Annotated in this window: 19 protein-coding genes; 6 read left to right on the top strand and 13 right to left on the bottom strand. The window is 49.4% G+C overall.

Going from position 1 to position 24,619, the window contains the following annotated elements:
• Window positions 1-91 precede the first annotated feature (91 nt).
• From guaA to ltrA, 3 genes are all read right to left on the bottom strand, one after another.
• Window positions 92-1,681 carry a glutamine-hydrolyzing GMP synthase gene (gene guaA, locus NX722_RS04490; protein WP_265442334.1) on the bottom strand — a complete coding sequence of 530 codons (1,590 nt, stop codon included), beginning with the start codon at window positions 1,679-1,681 and terminating at the stop codon, window positions 92-94.
• Window positions 1,682-1,838: 157 nt separating this feature from the next.
• Window positions 1,839-3,308, bottom strand: coding sequence for an IMP dehydrogenase (gene guaB, locus NX722_RS04485; protein WP_262566904.1), 1,470 nt, complete (start codon window positions 3,306-3,308; stop codon window positions 1,839-1,841).
• Between the two features lie 201 nt (window positions 3,309-3,509).
• A complete protein-coding gene (gene ltrA, locus NX722_RS04480) occupies window positions 3,510-4,775 on the bottom strand; it encodes a group II intron reverse transcriptase/maturase (protein ID WP_262563619.1) in 1,266 nt (421 codons plus the stop codon).
• A 581-nt stretch (window positions 4,776-5,356) separates the two neighbouring features.
• On the opposite strand from ltrA, the gene NX722_RS04475 reads away from it, so the two are divergent.
• Entirely contained in the window at window positions 5,357-5,548 is a 192-nt protein-coding gene (locus tag NX722_RS04475) for a hypothetical protein (protein ID WP_265442333.1), read from the top strand.
• 22 nt (window positions 5,549-5,570) lie between these two features.
• Here the strand turns inward: NX722_RS04475 and NX722_RS04470 are convergent, their stop codons facing one another.
• On the bottom strand, window positions 5,571-6,887 hold the full coding sequence (locus NX722_RS04470) for an anaerobic C4-dicarboxylate transporter family protein (RefSeq protein WP_262566903.1): 1,317 nt from the start codon (window positions 6,885-6,887) through the stop codon (window positions 5,571-5,573).
• Between the two features lie 172 nt (window positions 6,888-7,059).
• Here NX722_RS04470 and xseA point away from each other — a divergent pair, with 172 nt between their 5' ends.
• From xseA to NX722_RS04440, 5 genes are all read left to right on the top strand, one after another.
• The gene (xseA, locus tag NX722_RS04465; protein ID WP_262566902.1) at window positions 7,060-8,430 is read left to right on the top strand and encodes an exodeoxyribonuclease VII large subunit; all 1,371 of its coding nucleotides are present in this window, start codon (window positions 7,060-7,062) and stop codon (window positions 8,428-8,430) included.
• A gap of 100 nt (window positions 8,431-8,530) precedes the next feature.
• Complete coding sequence (locus NX722_RS29065) at window positions 8,531-10,369, top strand: hypothetical protein (RefSeq protein WP_456077458.1); 1,839 nt, start codon at window positions 8,531-8,533, stop codon at window positions 10,367-10,369.
• Window positions 10,370-10,828: 459 nt separating this feature from the next.
• On the top strand, window positions 10,829-12,229 hold the full coding sequence (locus NX722_RS04450; protein ID WP_262563762.1) for an IS1380 family transposase: 1,401 nt from the start codon (window positions 10,829-10,831) through the stop codon (window positions 12,227-12,229).
• 197 nt (window positions 12,230-12,426) lie between these two features.
• Entirely contained in the window at window positions 12,427-13,038 is a 612-nt protein-coding gene (locus NX722_RS04445) for a hypothetical protein (RefSeq protein WP_262566899.1), read from the top strand.
• A 39-nt stretch (window positions 13,039-13,077) separates the two neighbouring features.
• A complete protein-coding gene (locus NX722_RS04440; RefSeq protein WP_262564907.1) occupies window positions 13,078-14,313 on the top strand; it encodes an ISL3 family transposase in 1,236 nt (411 codons plus the stop codon).
• Window positions 14,314-14,518: 205 nt separating this feature from the next.
• Here the strand turns inward: NX722_RS04440 and der are convergent, their stop codons facing one another.
• The 9 genes from der to NX722_RS04395 form a co-directional block, all read right to left on the bottom strand.
• The gene (der, locus tag NX722_RS04435) at window positions 14,519-15,994 is read right to left on the bottom strand and encodes a ribosome biogenesis GTPase Der (protein ID WP_262566898.1); all 1,476 of its coding nucleotides are present in this window, start codon (window positions 15,992-15,994) and stop codon (window positions 14,519-14,521) included.
• 192 nt (window positions 15,995-16,186) lie between these two features.
• Window positions 16,187-17,338, bottom strand: a complete 1,152-nt coding sequence (bamB, locus tag NX722_RS04430) for an outer membrane protein assembly factor BamB (RefSeq protein ID WP_262566897.1) — start codon at window positions 17,336-17,338, stop codon at window positions 16,187-16,189.
• A gap of 3 nt (window positions 17,339-17,341) precedes the next feature.
• On the bottom strand, window positions 17,342-18,016 hold the full coding sequence (locus NX722_RS04425; protein ID WP_262566896.1) for a YfgM family protein: 675 nt from the start codon (window positions 18,014-18,016) through the stop codon (window positions 17,342-17,344).
• Window positions 18,017-18,091: 75 nt separating this feature from the next.
• Window positions 18,092-19,363, bottom strand: a complete 1,272-nt coding sequence (gene hisS / locus NX722_RS04420; RefSeq protein WP_262566895.1) for a histidine--tRNA ligase — start codon at window positions 19,361-19,363, stop codon at window positions 18,092-18,094.
• Between the two features lie 106 nt (window positions 19,364-19,469).
• Window positions 19,470-20,486 carry a helix-turn-helix domain-containing protein gene (locus tag NX722_RS04415; protein WP_262566894.1) on the bottom strand — a complete coding sequence of 339 codons (1,017 nt, stop codon included), beginning with the start codon at window positions 20,484-20,486 and terminating at the stop codon, window positions 19,470-19,472.
• Complete coding sequence (gene pilW / locus NX722_RS04410; RefSeq protein WP_262566893.1) at window positions 20,476-21,246, bottom strand: type IV pilus biogenesis/stability protein PilW; 771 nt, start codon at window positions 21,244-21,246, stop codon at window positions 20,476-20,478. The genes NX722_RS04415 and pilW overlap by 11 nt, the downstream gene beginning before the upstream one ends.
• A gap of 96 nt (window positions 21,247-21,342) precedes the next feature.
• The gene (rlmN, locus tag NX722_RS04405) at window positions 21,343-22,488 is read right to left on the bottom strand and encodes a 23S rRNA (adenine(2503)-C(2))-methyltransferase RlmN (RefSeq protein ID WP_262566892.1); all 1,146 of its coding nucleotides are present in this window, start codon (window positions 22,486-22,488) and stop codon (window positions 21,343-21,345) included.
• A 47-nt stretch (window positions 22,489-22,535) separates the two neighbouring features.
• A complete protein-coding gene (ndk, locus tag NX722_RS04400) occupies window positions 22,536-22,967 on the bottom strand; it encodes a nucleoside-diphosphate kinase (protein WP_262566891.1) in 432 nt (143 codons plus the stop codon).
• A gap of 268 nt (window positions 22,968-23,235) precedes the next feature.
• Window positions 23,236-24,549: a CAP domain-containing protein gene (locus NX722_RS04395; protein WP_262566890.1), complete on the bottom strand. Its 1,314-nt coding sequence runs from the start codon at window positions 24,547-24,549 to the stop codon at window positions 23,236-23,238.
• Window positions 24,550-24,619 lie beyond the last annotated feature (70 nt).

The following is a 24,619-nucleotide window of genomic DNA, read 5'->3' as shown; positions in this document are numbered from 1 at the left end:
TAGCGCAACTCAGGGTGCAGCAATCAAAGGCTAAAGGCTTTTAGCTTCTGGCTATTAGCTGCTCATACAGCGAACAGCGAGCAGCGAAATATTACTCCCACTCAATAGTTGCAGGCGGCTTGCTGGATACGTCATAGGTCACACGGGAAACGTGCTCAATTTCGTTGATGATACGACCCGACACTTTTTCCAGCAGCTCATAAGGCAAATGCGCCCAGCGAGCCGTCATAAAGTCAACGGTTTCAACAGCACGCAGGGCAATAACGTATTCGTAGCGACGACCGTCACCCACCACACCTACAGACTTTACAGGCAGAAATACAGCAAACGCCTGGCTGGTCTTGTGGTACCAGTCCGCCTTGCGCAGTTCTTCAATAAAGATGGCATCGGCTTTACGCAGGATGTCACAGTATTCTTTCTTAACTTCACCCAGCACTCGCACACCCAGGCCCGGACCAGGGAACGGATGACGGTACACCATGTCGTAAGGCAGACCCAGCTCCAGACCAATCTTGCGCACTTCGTCCTTGAACAATTCACGCAGTGGCTCAACCAGCTCCATCTTCATCTCTTCCGGCAGGCCGCCCACATTATGGTGGGACTTGATCACATGCGCCTTGCCACTTTCAGCACCGGCAGACTCAATCACGTCCGGATAGATGGTACCCTGTGCCAGAAACTCAATACCATCCAGCGCCGTCGCCTGTTCATCAAACACCTCAATAAAGGTGTTACCGATAATTTTGCGCTTGGCTTCCGGCTCATCCACACCTTTCAGCTTGCCCAGAAACAGGTCTTCAGAGTCGGCACGAATCACGCGCACACCCATGTTTTCAGAAAACATGGACATTACCTGGTCACCTTCATGCAGGCGCAACAGACCGTTGTCAACAAATACACAGACCAGCTGATCGCCAATTGCCTTGTGCAGCAGTGCTGCTACCACACTGGAGTCAACACCACCGGATAGCCCCAGCAGCACCTGCTTATCACCCACCTGCTCACGCACACGGGCAATAGCGTCTTCGATAATCTGCCCCGGAGTCCACAGCTTTTCACAACCAGCAATATCCACCACAAAACGCTCAAGAATGCGGTAGCCCTGTTTGGTGTGGGTCACTTCAGGGTGGAACTGAATGCCGTAGAATCGCTTATCGTCACAGGCCATGGCAGCAATCGGGCAGGAGTCGGTAGAAGCTGCGAGAACGAAACCTTCCGGCAGCTCACTGACTTTATCGCCATGACTCATCCATACATCCAGACTCATGCGACCGTGATCACAGATGTGATCTTCAATACCTTCAAAAAGGCGGGTTTTCTCTTCCAGTGTCACCTGGGCGTAACCAAACTCACGCAGGTTGGAAGTGGACACCTTGCCGCCCATCTGCTCTGCCATGGTCTGCATGCCATAGCAAATACCCAGAACTGGCACACCCAGGTCAAAAACAACATCAGGCGCTCGAGGCGAGTCATCACCGGTAACGGATTCAGGACCACCGGACAGAATCACAGCTTTAGGGGCGAATTCGCGGATTTTCTGTTCATCCATATCAAACGGATGCAGCTCACAGTAAACACCGATTTCCCGCACACGACGGGCAATCAGCTGCGTGTACTGAGAACCGAAATCCAGAATCAGAATTCGTTCAGCGTGAATATCCTTGGACTTTGCGTTAGACATCGCGTTAGACATAGTCTTCTCAAACAGCCTTGGGCAAAAGAAAATGCTGCGCTATCAGTCAGCCATTTTCATTGTTTATAGAAACAAAAAGTTTATGGAAACTAAAAACAGAACAGCCGGATAAAAATCCGACTGTTCATTTTTAACAGGCTACATATCAGCCGACACGATAATTTGGCGCTTCTTTGGTAATCGTTACATCGTGTACGTGAGACTCCTTCATACCGGCATTGGTTACACGAACAAACTCCGGTACAGAGCGCATGGTGTGGATGTCGGCAGAACCGGTATACCCCATGGCAGCGCGCAGACCGCCCACCATCTGATGAATGATGGCGCTCAATGGCCCCTTATAAGGCACACGACCTTCAATACCTTCAGGTACCAGCTTTTCAGCACCATCCTCAGTACTCTGGAAGTATCGGTCACTGGAGCCGGAAGCCTGCCCCATAGCACCCAGAGACCCCATACCACGGTAGGCCTTATAGCTTCGACCCTGAAACAATTCAACTTCACCCGGCGCTTCCTCGGTACCCGCCAGCATACTGCCAAGCATAACGGTACTGGCACCGGCAACAATTGCCTTGGCAAGATCGCCGGAGAAGCGGATACCGCCGTCGGCAATCACAGGAACATTGGTATCTTTCAGGGCTTCAACCACATTAGCCACCGCTGAAATCTGTGGTACACCAATGCCGGTAACAATACGGGTGGTACAGATAGAACCCGGCCCGATACCGACCTTGACACCGTCTGCACCAGCATCCGCCAGCGCTCGCGCTGCAGCGCCGGTGGCGATATTCCCACCAATCACCTGAACGTGTGGATACGTTTCCTTAACCCAGCGAACACGCTCAATCACGCCTCTGGAATGACCATGGGCGGTATCAACAATCACCACGTCAACACCGGCATCCACCAGTGCTGCCACACGCTCAGGGGTTTCAGGTCCGGTACCAACCGCAGCCCCCACACGCAACTGGCCATGATCATCTTTACTGGCCAGAGGGTAGTCCTGGGCTTTTTTGATATCCTTAACGGTCATCATGCCCACCAGACCAAAGCGGTCATTGACCACCAGCACTTTTTCAATACGATGCTTGTGCAGCAGTTTGCGAACCGTTTCCTGGTCAGTGCCTTCCAGCACCGTCACCAGGCGGTCTTTTGGCGTCATGATCTGGGAAACGATTTTGTCCAGATCAGAGACAAAACGCACGTCACGACTGGTGACAATACCCACCAGATCATCGCCATCCAGCACCGGCACACCGGAAATTTTATGCTTGCCGGTCAGCTCCAGCAGATCACGCACTGTAGCTGATGAGTCGATAGTGATCGGGTCTTTCACCACGCCACTTTCATGTTTCTTAACCTTACGGACCTCGTTGGCCTGCTGGGCGATAGTCATATTCTTGTGAATGATGCCAATACCACCTTCCTGGGCCATGGCAATCGCCAGACGGGCCTCAGTAACGGTATCCATAGCAGCAGAGATCAGTGGAATATTCAGTTCAATGTCACGGGTCAGGCGGGTCTTGAGGGAAACATCTTTCGGGAGAACTTCGGAGTAACCTGGCAAAAGCAGGACATCATCGAAGGTGAGGGCTTCTTGGGCAATTCTCAGCATTACCTGTTACCAATCCAGTACGTTGATAAAAATCGCGGATAAAATTTCTGGGATTTTACCGCAGTCCGCATTCCTATCACACGCAGAATACCTTTAAATTATTCGAATGCCAACACATTAGGTAAGGCGGGGCTATTGCCCCGTCCTTCCCACAGAACCGTGCGTACGGACCTCGTACACGGCTCCTGCACTCTCTATCCCTTAACAATAAGGGGCAAGAACGCCCGTTTTAACGCCTTCCAAATTGAACAACTTTATCTCATTGAACCAGTTGTTCGGCATGGCTAAATGCGACAGGGGACTGCACGCATTTCTCCATGAACGCATTTTGATGTACTTAAATGGTGGCTTGTAACCCAGTTGCTTCAGCCGACGATGCAGCTTCGCTGGTTTCTTCCACTGTTTCAGTTGTAAACATCTCAGCCTGCGCCTCATCCATCCTGTCAGCCGTTTTAATTCACGACTACAGTTCGCTATCCTGAAGTAATTAGCAAATCCTCGTATCACAGGGTTCAGTTCTCGGATTACTCCTTCAAGGTTCGTTCCCCGATTCCTTTTCGTGATTCGCTTTACCTTTGCTTTCAGTGCGTTGAGCTTCTTTTCCTGTATGCGCGTATAGCTGCTCAGGATTTCAACTCCCAGAAATTTCACACCCTCGCCGCTATGGGCTATGTGTGTTTTATTCTGGTTGACCGTCAGTTTCAGGTCTTGCTCCAGTACTTTGGTCGCCACTTTCAGAGCGTTTTCTGCCGCTGCTTTGGAGCCACACAGAATCAGGATATCGTCCGCATAGCGGACAATCCTGTGCTTGCGTCGCATCATTTCCTGATCAAACGCATCAAGATAGACGTTTGAGATTAAGGGACTGATCACTCCGCCCTGTGGACTGCCTGTTTCCGTGGCTTCCAGTTGATAGCCAACCATCACCCCGCTTTTCAGGAACATTCTGATCAGGTTCAGGATGCTTCCATCTGCCACTTTGTGCCTGAACGCCTTGAGAATTAACTCGTGGTCGAGTCGGTCAAAGCATTTGGACAAGTCCATGTCCACCACCCAGCGTCTGTCGTACTTCCGTATGAACAGGGTCGCCTTGGTAATGGCTTGATGGCAGCTTCGATTCGGTCTGTACCCATAGCTGGACGGGTGGAAGTCCGGATCAAAGATCGGGGTCAGGATATTTAGAAGTGCTTGTTGGACGATTCGGTCTTTTACTGCGGGGATTCCCAGCAGACGCTTTCCACCGTCTTCTTTGTCGATTTCTACACGCTTTACCGGTAGCGGTTTGTAGCGCTTTTCCCGCAATTCAAGCAGTAACTGTTCAAGATTACCACGCAGATTCGAGGCGTAGTCGCTCAGGCTCTGCCCATCTATTCCGGCCGCACCTTTCGCTTTCCATACCTTTTTGAATCCGTTGTAAAGCGCTTCCATCGTCAGCAAGCGCCCATACAGGCTATAATATACTCTCATCAGTTACTGTCTCACGACAGACAGATTGCGCCATCCTTCTACTGTGGCCGGATTCTTCATGGACATTCACAGGCGTTCTGGCTCAAGGCAATCTACCTGCTACCTGTCCTTTACTCCCGAGCGCGGCTCTTTCTTTTAGCAGGATTGTTCCCAACCTCACCAGCCGAAGATGTCCTGCCTCGTCAGGCAGCTTGTGCGCTCACAGTGTCATTCCTGCGGTCTGACTGTTCTTTAAGAATGCTTCACCCCTTCGCAACATCTGCCGCTTTTGACGACACATGCCCTACAGTCACTCTGGCTGTAGTCATTCCGGTTTTGCCCTCCGAACGGTTACCCGCCTTCACAGGCCGGAATTTCATCACTACTACAGGATCATCTGCCACCTCACACCACTGTTACCCTTGAGTTTCCTCTTGCGATAACAGCCCCTGAGATTCAGAGATTGATGCCAGGCTTCCCCAGTTACTAAACGGTTCCCTGTCAGAAATGCCACCCTCAAGCACAGAGTTGGGACTGACTGAGTATCGGGCTTTGCGCTATTTCGCACGCTTGCCGCTCCCAACCTGCCGAATCAGGTTCGCTTGCGCTGTGTACCTCTGACTTCCTATGGCTTCCTTCAGACCCAACCGTTGGCCAGTTACGCCCTTGCCATTCAGATTGCCTTCCCCTCAGTCGGGGCGGCTCAGGCTTCTTTCAGCCTGACAGGTTTGCCCGCTTCGCTGGGCAAACAAAAAACCGCAACTTATCAGCTGCGGTTTTTCAGAGTTCTATAACTTCTTTTTTTAGATCAGATGGTTACAGAACAATCCCGGAAATCACAAAACCAGCAGCAACAGAGAAACTAATAGACATCAGCCCCGGCAACATAAAGCTGTGATTAAACACATACTTACCGATCTTAGTGGTACCAGTACTGTCAAAATCGATGGCAGCAATGATCGGACCGTAGTTGGGCACAAAGAAATAACCGTTTACCGCCGGGAACATGGCAATCAAAGCCGGAGCCGGCAGCCCCAGGGCAACACCCAGAGGCATCAGGGCCGTCGTGGTTGCTCCCTGGCTGTTCACCATGACAGACAGTACGAACAGGGCAATCGCAAATGCCCATGGGTACATACTCACCATTTCACCAATACCAGACTTGAGCATGGCATCATGGGCACCAAAGAAAGTATTACCCAGCCAGGCAATACCAAAGATCGCGATGACTGCACGCATACCGGCAATGAACACATCACCACGAGTGACTTCAGCAATGTCAACACGACAAACAGCAACAATAGCAGTACCTGCGCACAGCATGATGATCTCAATAGTATGCGCCATCCCCATTCTTGCACCGGACTCAAAAACAGGTCGCAAAGACGGGAAAGCACCCATCATGACAACCGCTACAGCGGCCAGCAGGAAGAGCCCAACAGACTTTTTAGCCCCCGGCTTCAGTTCGCTGACCAGCTCACCACCTTCCTCTTCCATTTTCGCGCGGAAAGCAGGGTCCTGCATACGTTTCAGGAACTCAGGATCATCCTTCAGCTCTTTACCCAGCTTGTTAGTCACCAGAGACGCAAGGCCCAGACCAATAGCAGTGGAAGGAATGGTAACACTCAGAATGCCAGCCAGAGTAATATCAAAGTCAGCCAGGAAACCCAGCAGCGCAACAGTAGCCGCAGCAATCGGGCTGGCAACAATCCCCACCTGGGAGGCAATCACTGCCATGGACAGAGGACGCTCCGGACGAACCCCGGTACGGCGGGATACTTCAGCGATAACCGGCAACACAGAGTAGGCAACATGGCCAGTACCAGCAAACATAGTGAATACGTAAGTAACAGCCGGTGCCATAAAGGTGATACGCTTGGGGTTCTTGCGCAGAATCTTCTCAGCCAGCTGAACCAGATACTCCAGACCTCCGGCCGCCTGCATACAGGCAGCAGCAGACACCACAGCGACAATCATCAGCATGACATCAATAGGCGGACTGGTTGGCTCCAGACCAAACACAAAGCTCAGAACGGCGAGGCCAACGCCCCCCATCAAGCCAAGACCAACGCCACCAATGCGCGCACCAATCAGGATGCAGGCCAAAACGACCAGAAGCTGTATAAAAAACATACCAACCCTTAACAGGAAATGAAAAAACAGTTAATGTCTGAATTGTAAGCATTACGTATTAATTAACATATTAGTGATAACGCATTAGCGCCACGTAGTTTCCGTTATTTTTCAGCGAGCAAGACGGATTACCGAAACCACTCCCTTAACACCACTCAGCTTGAGTCAGGCAATGCACGGTCAAAACCTATATAACTTCTCTGACGACTCGTTCTCACAATCGTCAACACATCGCCCACTAACTGTCACAGAACTGAACAGCCGTACTCGCCGCATGCTGGAAACGCATTTTGGCAATGTGCGTGTAGAAGGCGAACTTTCGGCACTGGCACGTCCGCGCTCCGGTCACTGGTATTTCACCCTGAAAGACTCCAGTGCGCAGATACGCTGCGCCATGTTCAAAAACCGCAACAACAGCTTGAAATTCACCCCCACCGAAGGCATGCAACTGCTGCTCAGGGGGCGGGTCAGCCTGTATGAGGGTCGCGGCGATTACCAGCTAATCGTAGATCATATGGAGGAAGCCGGAGCCGGAGCGCTGCAGCGGGCTTTTGAAGAGCTGAAGACAAAACTGGCCAGTGAAGGATTATTCAGCGCTGAGCGCAAACGAGATATTCCGACGCTGCCCCAGCATATCGGGGTGGTCACTTCCCCCACCGGAGCGGCCATCAAAGATATTCTCGCCGTACTTAAACGACGCTTCCCTGCTATCAAGGTGACAGTAATACCTGCTGCCGTACAGGGTAAAGAAGCCAGCAGGGATATTGTGAATGCCATCAAACTGGCTAACCGGATGCCCGACCTTGATGTATTAATTGTTGGCCGGGGCGGCGGCTCCCTGGAAGATCTCTGGCCTTTCAATGAAGAGCCCGTTGCAAGGGCAATAGCCAGTAGCGCACTGCCTGTTGTCAGCGCTGTCGGGCATGAAATTGATTTTACTATTGCAGATTTTGTGGCGGACTACAGAGCCCCAACACCTTCTGCGGCTGCCGAAATCCTCAGCCCGGATCGTCAGGAGTGGCTGCACAAACTGAATATGCTGAGCCGCAAACTCAACACTCATATTCAGCACAAACTGCAGACAACCAGCCAGTCACTGGACAATATAAGTCTGCGTCTACGACACCCGGGAGAGCGCTTACGGGAACACAATCAACGACTGGACGACCTTGAAATCCGACTGCAGCAAGCCATGACCATCTCCCTGCAGAACCGGCATTCAAACACTCAACAATTACAGAGCAGGCTGCTACAGCAATCCCCTGCCAGACTGGTTGAAAAAATAAGACATCGAACAGAACACCTGTCTGAAAATCTTCAACACCAGATACAGAAAAAACTGGAACGCCAAAACCACCAGCTGCAACAGCTATCCGGACACCTGAACGTCGTCAGCCCGCTTGCCACACTGTCGAGGGGGTATTCCATTATCCAGAAAGACGATGAAATTATCAGGGACGCCTCCATACTCACCCCCGGCGATCATGTGACCGCACAACTCAGCAAAGGAAAAATTTACTGCACCGTTGACCAGATTGACTAGAATTGTCGCAGAAAACAATAAGGATTGCTTTGCAAACACATGTTGGGAAATATTGCGCCTGTTCAAGGGCGCAATCATTCTAATAAATAAGAGTCAGCATATGGTTAAAAACAAACTAGTTAACTGCGTCAGGTCTCTCACGTTAGCCATTATTTTTTTGAATGCAGCCAAAGGGTACCCTGACGAAACCGAACTTTACTCCTTACAACACCCTGATAGCCATTACTTACAAATACCTCCTCCACTTCCAGGTCCACGCAGCATTCTTCTTTCAGGTTATCAATCACAAGACAGCAACCCATTAGCAGCATTAAATTTAAGCAATATGAATCTGATCCATTTTCAAAGATTTATACAATGGATAGAAGAGTATTTTTCACAGGGCAAATTCAGAGAATATAAAAACAACATCAACACTGCAGCGATATCAGTAGAAAAAAGTAAAATACACTTCAAATCAACACCCTCTAACAGACCAGAACCAGAACCAGAACCAGAACCAGAACCACAATCAGGATCAGATACAGATACAGATACAGAATCAACAGAAGAAACTATCATTGACGGATATGCCATCAAAGATTTCACTACTCTGCAAGAGTTAGAAAATGATTGTCCTGAAAGCATGTTATATGCATACAAAAATGACCGGTTCATCAAACTCATGGAAGAGGTTAAGGAAAAAAATATTGACTGGGACACTATTGAAACAGAAACAATACCTGAAGGATACCCTTACCCGCTAGCCTGGGATATGGTACGACTTTTCAACAGGGCATTTAGTTCAAACGGAAAATTGACCAACCCCGAAAATGACTTTTTTAAAATCATAAAAAATAAAGACCCCGCACTAGACGTAATAATAAAAATCATGATAAACGCAATGTACAAAATAAATGAGACCGATGCTTACATAACTACCGCATGGCTAAAATACATACTCATAGAGCATCAGATTCATTTTGATATTGATAACTGGTTAAGCAGAAGATTCATTCAGGCTGATTATAGTTTTAATATCGCTGACGCCCCCTTGATCATCGGCAATAATTTAACACCGGAGGGAGAAAAATATGTAAAAAAATATAACCTGGACAAAAAAACTGTATTGAAAAGCAGAGCCTTCTCAACAACAAAATACAGTTCTAAATCACTTTGGATTATCTTAATGCACTTTTACAAAAAAATGAGTCTAGTAAATAAAGATAAAGAACTAAGTTTCGAAGACCTTTTTCAGGATGACCCACTATTCACGAACATATTCATTCCAATATTGAATGAGATATTCTCCTGCATCTCCTGCGGCCTTGAAAGCAATGAAAAAGCATTGTTGGCTTTATGGATTGACAATACCTTTTCCGACATTCATTTACAGTTCAACTGGAGAAGGTCTCTTAGAAATCACCCATTCATGCCTGTCCAAACTGAAGAACCCCCTCCCCCAACCCAATCCAGCCAGCCAGTTAGCAGGTCAAAAGGTATCAGCCGCAAACGCCCGGGAAGCACCATAAAAGAACAGGTGATTAAAACACGCAAAAAACGCGAAAGCCACGTCCCGGCTCGCTACAGATCATCAGAAGGTAAAATCACCCCCCGTGAAAATGAACCGCAATCCACAAGGAATCCTGATCCGGATCAGTCCACTCCACCCGGTGCTTTAAATGGGCAGGCAAGTGCAGAGTATCACCGGGTGACAACTGAATCAGCTCCTGCCTCCCTTCAATTTTCAGCGACGCCGCCCCGGTCAGCAACACCACCCATTCATCCCGATCCTGGTCATACCACTCACCTTCCGGCGTCACATGCCCTCTGGAAACAATGCGCTCTATCGTCACCCCCTTGCCTTCAGCCAGAACTTCGATCAATTCCTGTGGTAATGACTGGGGAATATTGTCAAACAGATTCATCACGCTGCCTCCAGATAGAATTTAACCAATGACAACTATTTTTCCAAGGGCATTCTTCGTGCAGAACAACCTTGGTATTAATCAACAGATTATCATTGCTTTAAATGGTTTGTTTGTTTTTTGTTAGGAATACTAACTCAACAGGGTTGAATCTTTTAGAAAACCATTGTCTGAGTTATCAGCAATATAAATAAATGCAAATGCGCCTTTATTAACTGCCACCAAGGCTTATATTGCTGCCGCTTAAGGAAACATCACCAATAGGGATATATATTATGGAAGCAACTTCTTTGAATTTGGAAAAGACTAAAACAGCAGCCAGCTGCACACAAATACAAGCCCCAATAGAGGTTACCCCAGCTCAATTCAATCACCTGAAGTGCAAACCCTTAGCCCGGATATTTCATAAAAAGAGGCAAGTTCCGCCCAATCACTTGATATAATTGGGTCGACCAAAAAAATGCTTCGGAAGAAGCAAACCGGAACTTGCCATGAACAAATTTACACAAGAACAGCTTCGTTTTCACCCCTCCAACGGAAAAACTATCCGGGCAGACTTCAATGGCGGAGAATTATCCTCTGATTTTGGCGCCCTGATGCTACGTGAAACAATGCTTCACAGCGGTATCATATCCAGGCTGACTGACGGCATTGACGATAAACGTCATCAATCCTACATCGACCACACCCTGCAAGAACTCATTGCCCAAAGAGTTTTGCAAATGGCCTGTGGTTATGAAGATGCAAACGACAGCAACCATCTGCGTAAAGACCCAATCTTTAAGCTTGCCAATGGAAGAAACCCACTGGACGATGATAACCATCTGGCTTCCGCTCCAACGTATACAAGGCTTGGTCAGTCCATGACCAAACGGGATATTTATAATATGACCAAAGCACTGGCTGATCACTTCATCAGCAGTTATGAATACCCGCCATTAGCCATCATTATCGACCTGGATCATACGCCTGCTATCACCCATGGCGGCCAGCAGATGAACCTGTTCAACGCCAAATATCAAGACTACTGTTACTTGCCCTTAATGATCTTTGAGGGGCTCAGCGGCAAGCTGATCACTTCGATCCTGCGTCCTGGAAAAACACCCACAGGCCGAGAGAATGCAGCTATTCTCCAGCGCCTCATTAAGCTGATCCGTACAAGATGGCCGAAAACCCATTTACTGGTTCGTGGGGATAGCCACTTTGCCCAACCAGAGTTAATGCAGGTTGTTCAGGATGACCCTCACTCCGACTACGTGCTGGGAAAAGGCGCAGGACACAAGACGGCCTTGCGACCTAAAGCCAAAGAGTTGCTGGATGAAGCGCGGAAAGCTCTCGACGTTAAAACCGGGCTGGCAAAACTGAACAACATGCCAGAGCCTGAGCGACTCAGGCTCTACGGAGAAACGGACTATCAGGCAAAAAGCTGGAAAGGGCTGGACACCCGGATAATCTATAAGGCAGAGGTCAACCAGAAAGGCGACAATCCCCGCTTTATTGTGACTTCGATGATGGAGGCTTCCCCCGAGGAAATATATGAAGACCTTTATTGTCCCAGAGGGCAGGATGAGAACTTCATTAAGCATCTGAAAAGTGATTTGTCCGGTGATCGCTTGTCAGATCAAGGCTTTCTGGCAAATCACCTGAGAATGTTTTACGCCTGCGCTGCTTATGTTCTTCACTATGAGCTGAGAACCAAGGCACTGAAAGGTACGGAGCTGGAAAAGGCACAGCCATCAACCGTGATCACAAAACTTTGTAAGGTCGCGGTTAAAGTGGTTGAGTATAAAGACCGAATCAAACTTCACTTGCCCCGCAGCTGTCCAATAAAAGGGCTTTTGCAGCATATAACCGAAGTCTTTTATTCAATGCCGCTGCCTCGACCGGGATAGTCAGCTTCATAAACTCAATCAGAATAAAATAGCGACCAACAGAAAGAGTGTTGGGGAATTCTGTTGTCCTGAAAAAGCAGGTGCTGATCAAAAAACATCCGAATTAATGGTGAGTTCGGGTTGTAATACCTTTTTCATGGACAGTAGAGCAACAGACCTCCGAAAAAATCAGAATGGGATGTTTTTTCCGGAACTTGTTGCTCATTTATGAAATATTCGGGTTAGGCGACTGCAAATCCTTACAGAAAACCACTCGTGAAGGAAAAATTGAACAGTCCTATTTTTCTGGCTTGGTTTATCGTTGCGACTACAGAAGCATAACAGAACTAAAAGAGGCGGGAGGTTTTCTCCCCAGAAAACAAAGAGAACCAAATGATTCAATCCATATAAAGCAGATCTGTGAATCCATTTTATATGACGAATGGAAATTATGCGTAAGCTCCTGTTATGAACGTGAAACCCTGGTCGCGACCTCAAAAAATATTAACTATATAAATGATCCACTTCTTCAGGAGAAACAAGATTCACCTTCCCGCATGATGGAAATGGGAAGACCAATACCAAACAAATATATGATCGATGCAAAGCTTGCAAAAAATTACGGCCTGGATGCAGATTACACATTGGAAAAACTTTATCCTGGTCAACCGTTTGAGACCTCTTATGAGGTTTGCTTTGAGAATCCACTTCCTTTTGAGACGATAGTTGGTTTTTTCAAAAATGGTGATCACACAAAATTCTATCAAAGCGATGAATACAAGGGCGACTTTAGCTGGAAAAATCGGCTCTTCCTCAATTTGAGTGGGTGATTTATTATATTCTGAAGCACTCAATGCAAGGATGCACCGATGCGTGATAAGCAACTCTATTCTCAAATACTGGGTATTGAGTCTCCTTGGTTCGTTTCTGAAGTTGAATTGTCATTACAGGATCAACAGGTTCGGGTATTCATTGAACACAATGGTAAAAAGGCCTGCAAATGCAGTGTTTGCGATAAGCCCTGCTCTGGCTACGACCACATCACTCAGAAGTGGCGTCATCTGGATACCTGTCAGTTTCAGACTATTCTAGTTGCCAGGGTTCCACGGACCCAGTGCCCTGAGCATAAGGTGTTAGCCATCAATGTGCCCTGGGCTGAATCTGACTCTCGATATACAGCTCTGTTTGAAGCCCTTGTTATTGACTGGCTAAAGGAGGCAACTACGAAGGCAGTTGCACGACAAATGAAGCTTGGTTGGAATGCCATAGACGGTATTCAGCAGCGTGCAGTGAAGAGAGGACTGGCTCGTCGTGATGCTAAGCCACCAAAACGAATCGCTGTTGATGAAACCTCATTTCAAAAGCATCATGAATACGTCACAGTGGTCACTGACCACGACCAAGGCGTTGTTATTCACGTTTCTGATGACCGTAAAAGTGACAGTCTCAACGAGTACTTTGACACACTGCCCTATGACCATAAAGAGGGGATCGAATGCGTGACGATGGACATGTCCAAGGCTTACATCAAGTCAGTCAGTGAGAATGTTCCAGACGCAGATCAGAAGATTGCATTTGATAAGTTTCACGTTGCTCAGTCTCTGGGTAAAGCTGTCAACAAGGTTCGGATAGAAGAGAACAAAGCCCTTGTAAACCAAGGTGTAGAGCTGCTTAAGGGGACTCGCTACGACTGGCTGACTAACCCTGAAAACATGTCTGAAGAGCAGTGGGATAACTTCGAACCACTGAGAAACTCGACACTTAAAACAGCTCGCGCCTGGGCCATCCGGCAAATGGCAATGAGCTTATGGAATTACAAGTCCAGAGCTTGGGCAATCAAGGCCTGGAAGAGGTGGCTATGCTGGGCGCAGAGATGTCGGCTTGAGCCCATAAAAGAAGTTGCCAGAACGGTCAAAGAGCACTTGTGGGGTATCATCAACGCTATTGTCCTTGAGGCTAATAACGGTCGAGCAGAGGGAGTGAACAGCAAGATTCAGAGTTTGAAGAATCGGGCTTGTGGCTTTCGAAACCGTGAAAGATATAAGACAGCGATCTACTTTCATCTTGGAGGCTTGGACTTGTACCCCACTGGCGTACGTCGTTGAAAACTACCCACTTAAAACAGGGAAGAACCGAAAAATCCGGGCTCTGAAGTTATCCAGGAACCTGACCGGAAGTAAACACCCATGCCGTAGCGTGGCAGCAGCAAATCGGTCTGAAAATCAGCCGCCTTTGCTGCTCCCAATTAGTCTTCAGGTCGCTTTATAAAATCTTCAGACAAAAGTTACCCGGGCTTTTTAGGTCAAAGCCTCAGGAAGTCCCTTTTCTGCGAGTTTGCACCTTCTTCTTTTTCTTGTTCAGTTTTTTCTCGCTGACCTCAATCGTACGACGCTTATGGGTCACCTTGCGACCTTCACCCGTATTCTTCCGGTGTTCACGCTTACGGTCTTCATAAGGGTTCTCACTGGTGCGGAACTCAATACGAATCGGCGTTCCCATAATCTTCAGCACTTTGCGGAAAGTATTTTCGAGATAGCGCTTGTAAGAAGCCGGCACTTCTTCCGTCTGGTTACCGTGGATAATAATCGTCGGCGGATTCATCGCGCCCGCATGGCAGTAACGCAACTTGATACGGCGGTTGCGAACCATGGGCGGCTGATGAATTTTCACCGCATCTTCAAGAATGCGAGTCAGCTGATTTGTGGACAGCTTACGTGTGGCACACTCGTACGCTTCATCAATCGACTCATAGAGATGCCCAACATTTGTACCATGCAGTGCGGAAATCATGTGAATCCGGGCGAAGTTGATAAACTCCAGGCGGCGCGACAACTCTTCCTTCACGCGCTTGCGTTCTTCTTCCTTCATGCCGTCCCACTTGTTGACCGCAATCACCACCGCGCGACCAGCATCCAGAATAAAGCCCAGCATGTGCAGATCCTGCTCCACAATACCTTCGCGGGCATCCACCACCAGCACAACCACATTGGCATCTTCGATGGCTTTCAGCGTTTTGACCACCGAGAACTTCTCGGCAATCTCATGTACCTTGCCACGACGACGCACACCGGCCGTATCGATCAGAGTGTATTCCTGTCCAAAACGCTCATAAGGAATGTACACACTGTCACGGGTAGTACCCGCCTGGTCATAAACCACCACACGGTCTTCACCCAGCAGGCGGTTAACGAGGGTCGACTTGCCCACATTCGGGCGACCGACAATACCAATCTTGATACCGCGCGCCTTTACCGTTTCCGTCTCGTATTCTTCATCGAACTCTTCCGGGTTCAGCGCCTTGTTCTCTTCCAGTACGCCATCAATCATGCCCCGCACGCCACGGCCGTGAACGGCAGCAATATGAAATGCTTCACCAAAACCCAGTACAGCAAAGTCTGCTTCCGCCTGATCCGCATCAATACTGTCGGTCTTGTTGAGTACCAGATGATAACGCTTGTTCTGCTTACGCAGATGATCAGCAATCATCTCATCCGCTGCAGTCAGACCCGCACGGGCATCCACAAGGAACAGAACAATATCCGCCTCCTGAATAGCCGCCAGAGACTGCTCTGCCATAACGGAATCAATGCCTTCCTCATCACCACTGATACCACCGGTATCAACAACAATATAGGGACTGGCACCAATTTTACCTTCACCGTATTTACGGTCACGGGTCAGTCCAGCGACATTAGCCACCAGCGCATCACGGGAGCGCGTCAGGCGATTAAACAGGGTGGACTTGCCCACATTGGGACGCCCTACCAGAGCAATAACAGGAACCATACGTCTCTTACCATCAACGCCACCGGGCGCTTTCTTCGAACAGAAAACAAACCGGCAACATTTTAAAACGAACTGCTGTAAGCACCCTATGGTTTTCACAGCAGTTTTAAAAACACAAAACGGGCTGAACCTGTTCAGGATTCAGCCCGATGAGAAACTAACGGTCAGAACCAGCAGGGTTCTGACTAAGTATTATTTTCTGTCCAGCGCGTACAACTTGCCTTTGGCATCCAGTACAAACAGCAGGTCACCAGCGGATACCGGCTGTGCCTTAATGGCTGTCCCTACCTTGTAGCGCCCCACCATACTGCCATCCACCTGGGACAACAGGTGGACATAACCATCGAGGTCACCCACTGCGACATAGCTGCTATACGCAGCCGGCGCACTGACCTGACGATATTCCAGCTGATCCTGACGCCAGCCAACCGCACCAGTACGCTGATCAATGGAGCTGACATAGCTGTCCTGATCCGTCAGGTACAGGGAACCAAACCCGGAAGACATGGATTTGTAACTGGAAATTTCACGATTCCAGCGTACCCGGCCACTGTACATATCCAGTGCGGCAGCATTGCCCTGATAGCTGACCATAAACACGCTATCCCCCACAATCAGTGGTGACGCGTTAATATCAACCATACGCTCCAGCTCCGAGGAGCCTTTCGGCAAAGCTACTTTGCTGACCCACAATGGCGTACCGTCTTCAATGCGATAAGCTCTGGCTTCACCACTGTGGAAACCGGCAAAAACAGCACCATTTTCAATACGTGGAGAGCTGGAGCCACGAAGCGTCAGAGCTGGCTGCAGATTCTCCTGCACCCAGATGATTTTGCCATTTTCTGCATTAATAGCCGTGACGGTGTCGTCAATAGTTTGCACAACCACCGTATCGCCGCTCACCTGAGGAACAGAAATCACTTCACTGCTAACACGGGTTTCCCAGAGGTCACTGCCATCTTCAGCGCTCAGAGCCAGCACGCGCCCATCCAGGGTACCCAGCAGCAACATGCTCTGCATGGCATTAATGCCACCACCAACCTGAACGCCCAGCTTGCGATTCCAGACCCGCTTACCGGTCTCAACCTCCAACGCTGTAATGGAGCCTTCAGCCCCGGCAGAATAGATGACATCGCCAAAAACAGAAGGTTTCAGCTGCTCATAACCGCCCTGAACACCTTCACCAATGCTTTGAGACCAGACCTGCTTCATTTCAACACTGGCTTCAAAACTGGTCAGTGGTTTGGGGGTACGAATCTCTTCTTCATCCTTGGAGAACATACCACAGGCCGTCAAACCCAGTGACAGGGTGACAACCAGCAGCGATCTGAAAAACCTTTCCATGCATTAGCCCTCTTTTACGTTAGCTGCCAGATCGTCCAGTTTGAATTGCAGAACAGGCAGGGACTCACCGTGGTCACGGGCAGCGTCCAGCGCTTTCTGATAGGCATCGCGTGCCTTGTCCAGCTGTCCCAGAGCAACATAGGCATCACCGCGCACACCTTCAACGGTTGCAATGAATGCTTCGTCCGCTTTACCAGCAGCCAGAATATCCAGCGCAGCCTGAGCATGCTCGTCGCCCTGCCCCAGAATAACGCGAGCCAGACGCGCACGAGCCACCTGCTCTACTTCCGCTTCAGGCTTGTTGTCCAGTACCCATTCCAGAGAAGCCCGGGCAGAGTCAAGGTCATTTTCCAGCACCTGCTGCTGAGCCTGAATCATGGTAGCGAACGATGCATAACGGGTACCACTGTAGTCGTCCTGCAGATTGCTGACCACATGAGTCATCGTGGTTTTCTGCTCTTCTGACAGGGCTTCAGCCATCTGGCCTGCCTGAGTGGTTTCCAGCAGATTCTGATACAGGGCAGAAGCCGCAGAGGCAGTTTCATGCTGATTCTTCTGATAAGCCTTGTAGCCAAAAATGGCCGCCATGGTAATCACTACACCGTAAACGGCTGGTTTGCCATATTCATTCCAGACGCGCTTAAGCAGCTCAACTTCTTCTTCGTCAGTACGGTTCACACTTTTACTCCTGAGAAACCTTTTCTAATCATCTCAGCCACCTGTACCTGACAGTTGCAGATACAGGTATCAGGGTTATTTTGCCTGCAGGTACTCAATCGCTGCATTAACGTCCATGGTCTGCTGAGGTTCGTCGCCGATCAGAGGCTTAACAGTGACAGTACCGGCTGCCAGCTCGTCTTCACCCATAATCAGGGCAATCTCTGCGCCGCTGCTGTATGCACGCTTCATCTGCCCCTTGAAACCGCCACCGCAGTTCACCTGCATACGAAGATCCGGCAGGCGGTTGCGAATGGTTTCCAGCACCGGCATGGATCGTCCACTCACACCTTCACCACGGGTAACTACCGCAACATCAATGGTCTTGTTAACGCTGTCCGGAATCAGGTTCAGGGTTTCCAGCAGCAGGACCAGTCGTTCCTGCCCCATGGCAAAACCAACGGCGGGCGTTGGCTTGCCACCCAGCAGCTCCACCAGGGCATCATAACGACCACCGCCACACACGGTTCCCTGGGCGCCCAGGCTGTCTGTAATCCATTCAAACACGGTTCGACTGTAGTAATCCAGCCCCCGCACCAGGGTTGGATTTACAATATAGTTAACACCTGCCGCATCAAGAATCTGCTTCAGTGTTTCAAAATGCTCGCGAGACTCATCATCCAGATAATCCTGCAGGACAGGCGCATCTTTAACGATTTCCTGAGTACGTGCATCTTTACTGTCGAGAATACGCATCGGGTTGATGCTCAGGCGACGCTGGCTGTCTTCATCCAGTTCGGATTCATACCGGCTCAGGTACTCAACCAGAGCTGTACGATAGTTCTTACGAGCCTCCAGCGTACCCAGGGTATTCAACTCCAGGCGCACATGATCAGTCAGCCCCAGCTCTTTCCAGAAACGGGCGGTGAGAAGAATCAGTTCGGCATCAATGTCCGCACCGGCCATACCAAAGCTTTCCACACTGAACTGGTAGAACTGGCGGTAACGACCTTTCTGCGGACGCTCATAACGGAACATGGGGCCGGACGTCCACAGACGCTGAACCTGGTTATACAGCAGGCCATGCTGAATCGCTGCGCGTACACAGCCTGCGGTGGCTTCCGGACGCATTGACAGACTTTCACCATTGCGGTCAGCAAAGGTGTACATCTCTTTTTCAACAATATCGGTACCGGCACCAATGCCACGGCTGAACAAGCCACTGGGCTCAACAATAGGCATACGCATCTCACTGTAGCCGTAGTTAGCCATCAGCTGCCGGAATTTACCTTCAAGATATTGCCATGCCGGACTCTGATCTGGCAGGAGATCGTTCATGCCACGAATAGCTTTCAGTTGCTTTGCCAACTTCTGACGCCCTCTAAATCCTCAACTGTGCCGACCAGACAGGGCTGACCGGACAAAAGGAGCAACTATAACGGTTCCGGCTTAATGATAACAGTCAAAATACAGATTAACCGGCATCTTCAGAGCCAAGCACCAGGCTCACCACATTGCGGCCCGGTTCAGTGGCCTTCACCTCTACCGGTTCACCATGGAAGGTGGCAGACTGAACACCGGCTACGTTGCCAAAGCGTACCTGAATGGTATCAGGAACTTCCAGATCCAGAGTGGATCCTGCTTTTTGCACATCGGTATAAAGGCTTTTTCCCGCCATATCACGAACCTGAATCCAGCAATCCTCAATAAAGCGAATCACCAGGTGCGTCTCATCCGGCAGTGCCAGCTCAACGGGAGCAATACCCGACACTTCCTGCTCTGTTGTCTGAGCAGTCTCAGGGGCATTGTCAGACACCGCCGGAGCGATCAGTTCTTCATCAGGCTGAACGGAATCTGCAGGCTGCTCTTCCTGATCATCTTGTTCTGGTGCAGCCTCCGTCACCGGATGAGTGGGGTTGCCAACAATAAGCTCAGGCTCAGGCTCAGGGACGGCCGGGCTTTCAGAGACTTCAGCAACAGCAGACGTATTGGCTACACGCCCACCACCCCAGTTGTAATAACTGAATGCCACCACCAGCAAAATAGCAATAACACTGATCGCACCGCCAATACTCACGACAGGAGAAACCTGACGACGAATCTCTACATCTTTTCCTTCAGACAGCCTGGGTGTTTCTTTACCGTTGTCTCCGGTGAACTGATCAAACCGTTGAATAATCTCATCCGGGTCAAGATCCACCAGGCGGGCATAACTCCGAAGATAACCCCGGACAAACATCAACCCTGGCAATTTATCAAACGCACTGCATTCAATGGCATCAATATACGACGCAGGAATTTTAAGGGTTTCTCCCACCTCTTCGGTTGTCAGCCTCTTCTGCTCACGGAATCGTTGCAGTCGCTCACCTGGAGATTGCAAGCCTTCTTCTCTTTCCTGTTCGTGTGTCGACTGAGCATCGACCTGTGTGGATTCGTCCAAGAGGCTTTCACTGTTTGTATCGGTCTTTGTTTCTAATAAGTCAGTAGTCATAACTGCTTCGACTCCGGGTATTCCGTCCCGCTTCCGGGCTGGAATAATAACGCTGCAGCTCATTAGAATAACGGGCTGCAGCGTTATTGTCGCCGTTGGCTCTGGCCAGCCTGATGCCCAGCTGCAGGCTACGCTCATTTTGCGACGACAGTGTGACAAATGTCTGATAATGCTCCCAGGCCAGAAGGTACTCCCCCTGCTCATAAAGCAGAGACGCCAGTTCCAGCCGGGATCTGGGCAAATTGGCATTAAGTTTCAGGGATTTTTCAAAATTCTGCCGAGCCAGACTGCGCTGCCCCTGCTGCAACGCAACCCGCCCCATATTCTCGAAAACACGACTGCGCTGAGAATAGCGAACATCATCTCCAGCCAGTGTAAACTGACGGTAAGCTTCGCTCAAACGGTTCTGGCTGAAAAGAAATGCGCCATAGTTGTTGTGTATTTCTGCCGAACCGGAACTGAGAGAAAGCGCTTTGCGAAACGACTGTTCAGCCAACTTGTCTTCACCTTGCAGCTGATACACCAGGGCAAACATAGCATGCACATCCGGCGAGCCGGGTCGAAGTTCCAGAGCCCGGTTCAGAGGTTTGATGGCATTTTCGGTATAACCCTGCTGCACATACCCCCTGGCCAGATCGATATAACTTCGGACTGCCTGGTTTTTATCTGTCGGCCGGTTTCCTGTGGACACGCACCCCGACAACATCATACTCAGCAATGCGAACATGAAAGCTGAACAAAGCTTCCGTTTTGCAGTCATGTCTCTCCCCAAATTATTAGTACTGGCCAAATTATTAGTACTGTCCATCAGGGCAGCACACTCAGTTCATGAGGCGCACTGCTCTGCAAAGGCTTATCAGGCTTCCAGCTGCCTGGCTTCGATATAACGCTGGCTCCGGCGGGTACGGTCATTGACCTGACCCACCAGCTGGCCACAGGCAGCATCGATATCATCCCCCCGGGTTTTGCGCACGGTTGCATTGAAACCCGCAGCCTGCATTTTCTCCTGAAAACGGCGAATGGCATTATTGCTGGGGCGCTCATAACCGGAATGGGGGAATGGGTTAAAGGGTATCAGATTCAGCTTGCATGGCACATCCTTAAGCAGCTGAATCAGTTGCTCTGCATGTTCCGGCTGATCGTTCACACCCGCCAGCAGAGTGTATTCGATGGTCACTACACGACGATTGTCGGGCAGAGAGTTCATGTAAAAATCAATGGCATCCATCAACTGAGCCAGTGGGTACTTTTTGTTGATGGGAACCAGCACATTACGCAGCTCGTCGTTCGGCGCATGCAGGGACACCGCCAGCGAAACATCCGTCACCTCGCCCAGCTTTCGCAACATAGGCACAACACCGGAAGTACTCAGGGTTACCCGACGCTTGGACAGGCCATAGCCAAAATCATCCATCATCAGGTTCATGGCATCCACAACATTGTCGAAGTTCATCAACGGCTCGCCCATTCCCATCATCACCACATTGGTAATACGGCGGTCTATTTTGGCAGGTACATTGCCAAAATGACGGGCAGCCACCCAGACCTGACCAATGATTTCAGCCACTGTCAGATCCGAGTTAAACCCCTGCTTGCCAGTCGAACAAAAGCTGCAGTCCAGGGAGCAGCCTGCCTGAGAGGAAACACACAACGTGCCACGGTCTCCTTCAGGGATATAAACGGTTTCAACACAGCTGCCACTGGTTACCCGTACGACCCATTTGCAGGTGCCGTCTTCGGAAAAGTGGCTGCTGACGATTTCAGGCCCGCGAATTTCAGCGACCTGTTTCAGTCGCTCACGCAGAGCCTTGCTGACATTGGTCATGTCGTCGAAGCTGTCAACACGCTCATGGTGGATCCACTTCAGCACCTGCTGAGCGCGGAACTTCTTTTCACCAATGCTGACAAAAAAGGCTTCCATCTTACTGCGGGACAGACCCAGCAGGTTGGTTTTAGCCATTTCATTTACTTCAGAGACGGACTGACCGACTGTTTCTGACATTTTTACACCTCAAAATCGCCGGGTATTTATACCCGGCAATCGTACTATCATCTCGTTCGCGGACAGAGTTCCGCTTTATCAAAGAAATAAGCGATCTCCCGAGCTGCTGATGTTGGAGAGTCAGAACCGTGTACGGCGTTTTCGTCAATGGTTTGAGCAAAATCCGCACGGATGGTTCCTGGTGCTGCTTCAGCCGGATTGGTCGCTCCCATCAGTTCCCTGTGCAGGACAACGGCATTGTCTCCTTCCAGGACAGACACTACGACCGGGCCAGACGTCATAAAGGCCACCAGATCAGGAAAAAATGGCCGTTCTTTATGTTCTGCATAAAAGCCTTCTGCTTTCTCCTGACTCAAATGGATCATCCGTGAGCCAACGATATTCAGACCTGCTTTTTCAAAGCGCTTGTAAATTTTACCGATTACATTTTTTGCAACAGCGTCCGGCTTAATAATCGATAAAGTGCGTTCTACGGCCATTTACACTCTCCAAACTCATTTTTGTTCGTGGCCTATTATTCCGAAGAAAAAGGCCGTTCTTATAATTCAGTTCGAGACATTCTTCACGACCATCTGTAAGTTCCAGAGCCTTGCTTACAGGAGTATCGCTACAGAATGGCATGGCGGCATTGTAAACGATGACAGTGGAACTGTCAGTCTTTATGACCCGCAGCCCGCCGTCGGATTACACGTTGCAGGCAGCGAATCTGTTACATTCATTGACGGAGTTCATCAACCTCCGTAAAGCCTAATCCCGGGCATTAACGCTGATCTCCATGTTGTTGTCGGCATTTCTGATAATCAACCTGTCTACGTAGGACTGAACTTTGATCACATTATCCCCCACAACTTTAGTCACGTAGTTGCCTGACTCCCAGTAAACAGTCTTAATGTTATTGATTGCCTTTCGCGGGGTCAGGTTCCAGTCAATAACAAGCAGGTTCACCTCTCCCTTTTTGACAGACACTGTCTGTTGAAGGTTTGAAATATTGATCACCTTCCCTTCCGGCTTTTGAACGGTAAATTCAGATTCCCGCACCTGCCATCCGTCGCTGAAGTGGTTATACTTCATCACCATGCGGTATTGACCGCCCACCCTCAGGGGAGATTGTGGTATCCAGGCATTTATTCCCGGTCGGTTTGCGGGCAAACCTCTGTTGACTGGAACCAGGGTTAAAATTTCATCTGAACGGATGTCAACCAACATCATCAGCAGACCGAAAATTTGCTTTTGTGTCTCCGGAAGCAACTCAACACTGATCATCTGCCCCCTTAACGGACCAGGATCGTCATCATAATGTTTAAGGTTTGAGGACAAAGGATCAACCACAGCGCCATTAAACGGGTACATCACAAAGCCGCTGTTCTGCTGGCGAACCAGACTGGCTGCGTCATAACTGACGCGCGACTCCAGGACTCCCAGACCATTACCGCAAAAAATGACCGAACAGGTCCTCATGCCCGCAGGACAGTTCTTAAACGCTTCTTTTGCGCAGAGTTCCCTGGTCTTCTCATTGAACACGCGACCATAGTCATTGCCCATCATAAAGACATAAAGCCTTCGTGACTCACTGGGAAAAACTGACTCAATACGGCAGCTATAAAACCCAATATCGTTAAGTTTCGGATTCAGAAAGTTCAATCTATGTCCCATTGAACTCATTAAGCTACTTATGGCTTCAGCCCAACTTTCAAGACCTACATGAATATTCTCAGCAACACCGGAAGTATATTCCTGCTTTTTCGCCCGCTCTCTCATATTGCCTGTGTAGTACTCTGAACCCGCTATATCCTGCTCATCATGCCAGCTGATTTGACCTGTATTCAGGCTCTGTCTCAGCCGATCATAATGTTCAGACCAGTAGAGGCAGTGCCTGCGTGAAGCGTCTTCCAGGGCTTTATTAAATTGATAAACAGACTGAATACCTGCATTTTTCCGCTCGCTGTTCAGTATGTCCAACACCGCTTTAGTATCTTCTGCATTTCTGTCATCTTCAGCAATTAACCCTGCAGAGTTAATCGTGACAAGAAGCACCAACAACCATTTAACAGCAGATTTCATTGTGTATGCATACCTGTTCAAACCATAATCAAGCATGGACTATAGCCTGAACAATAAGTTCCGGTGTCTG

Origin of the sequence: Endozoicomonas gorgoniicola, assembly GCF_025562715.2 — a bacterium.
Taxonomy (GTDB): Bacteria; Pseudomonadota; Gammaproteobacteria; order Pseudomonadales; family Endozoicomonadaceae; genus Endozoicomonas_A; species Endozoicomonas_A gorgoniicola.
Note: the sequence above shows the minus strand (reverse complement) of the source record. Positions and strands in the feature narration are given on the sequence as shown.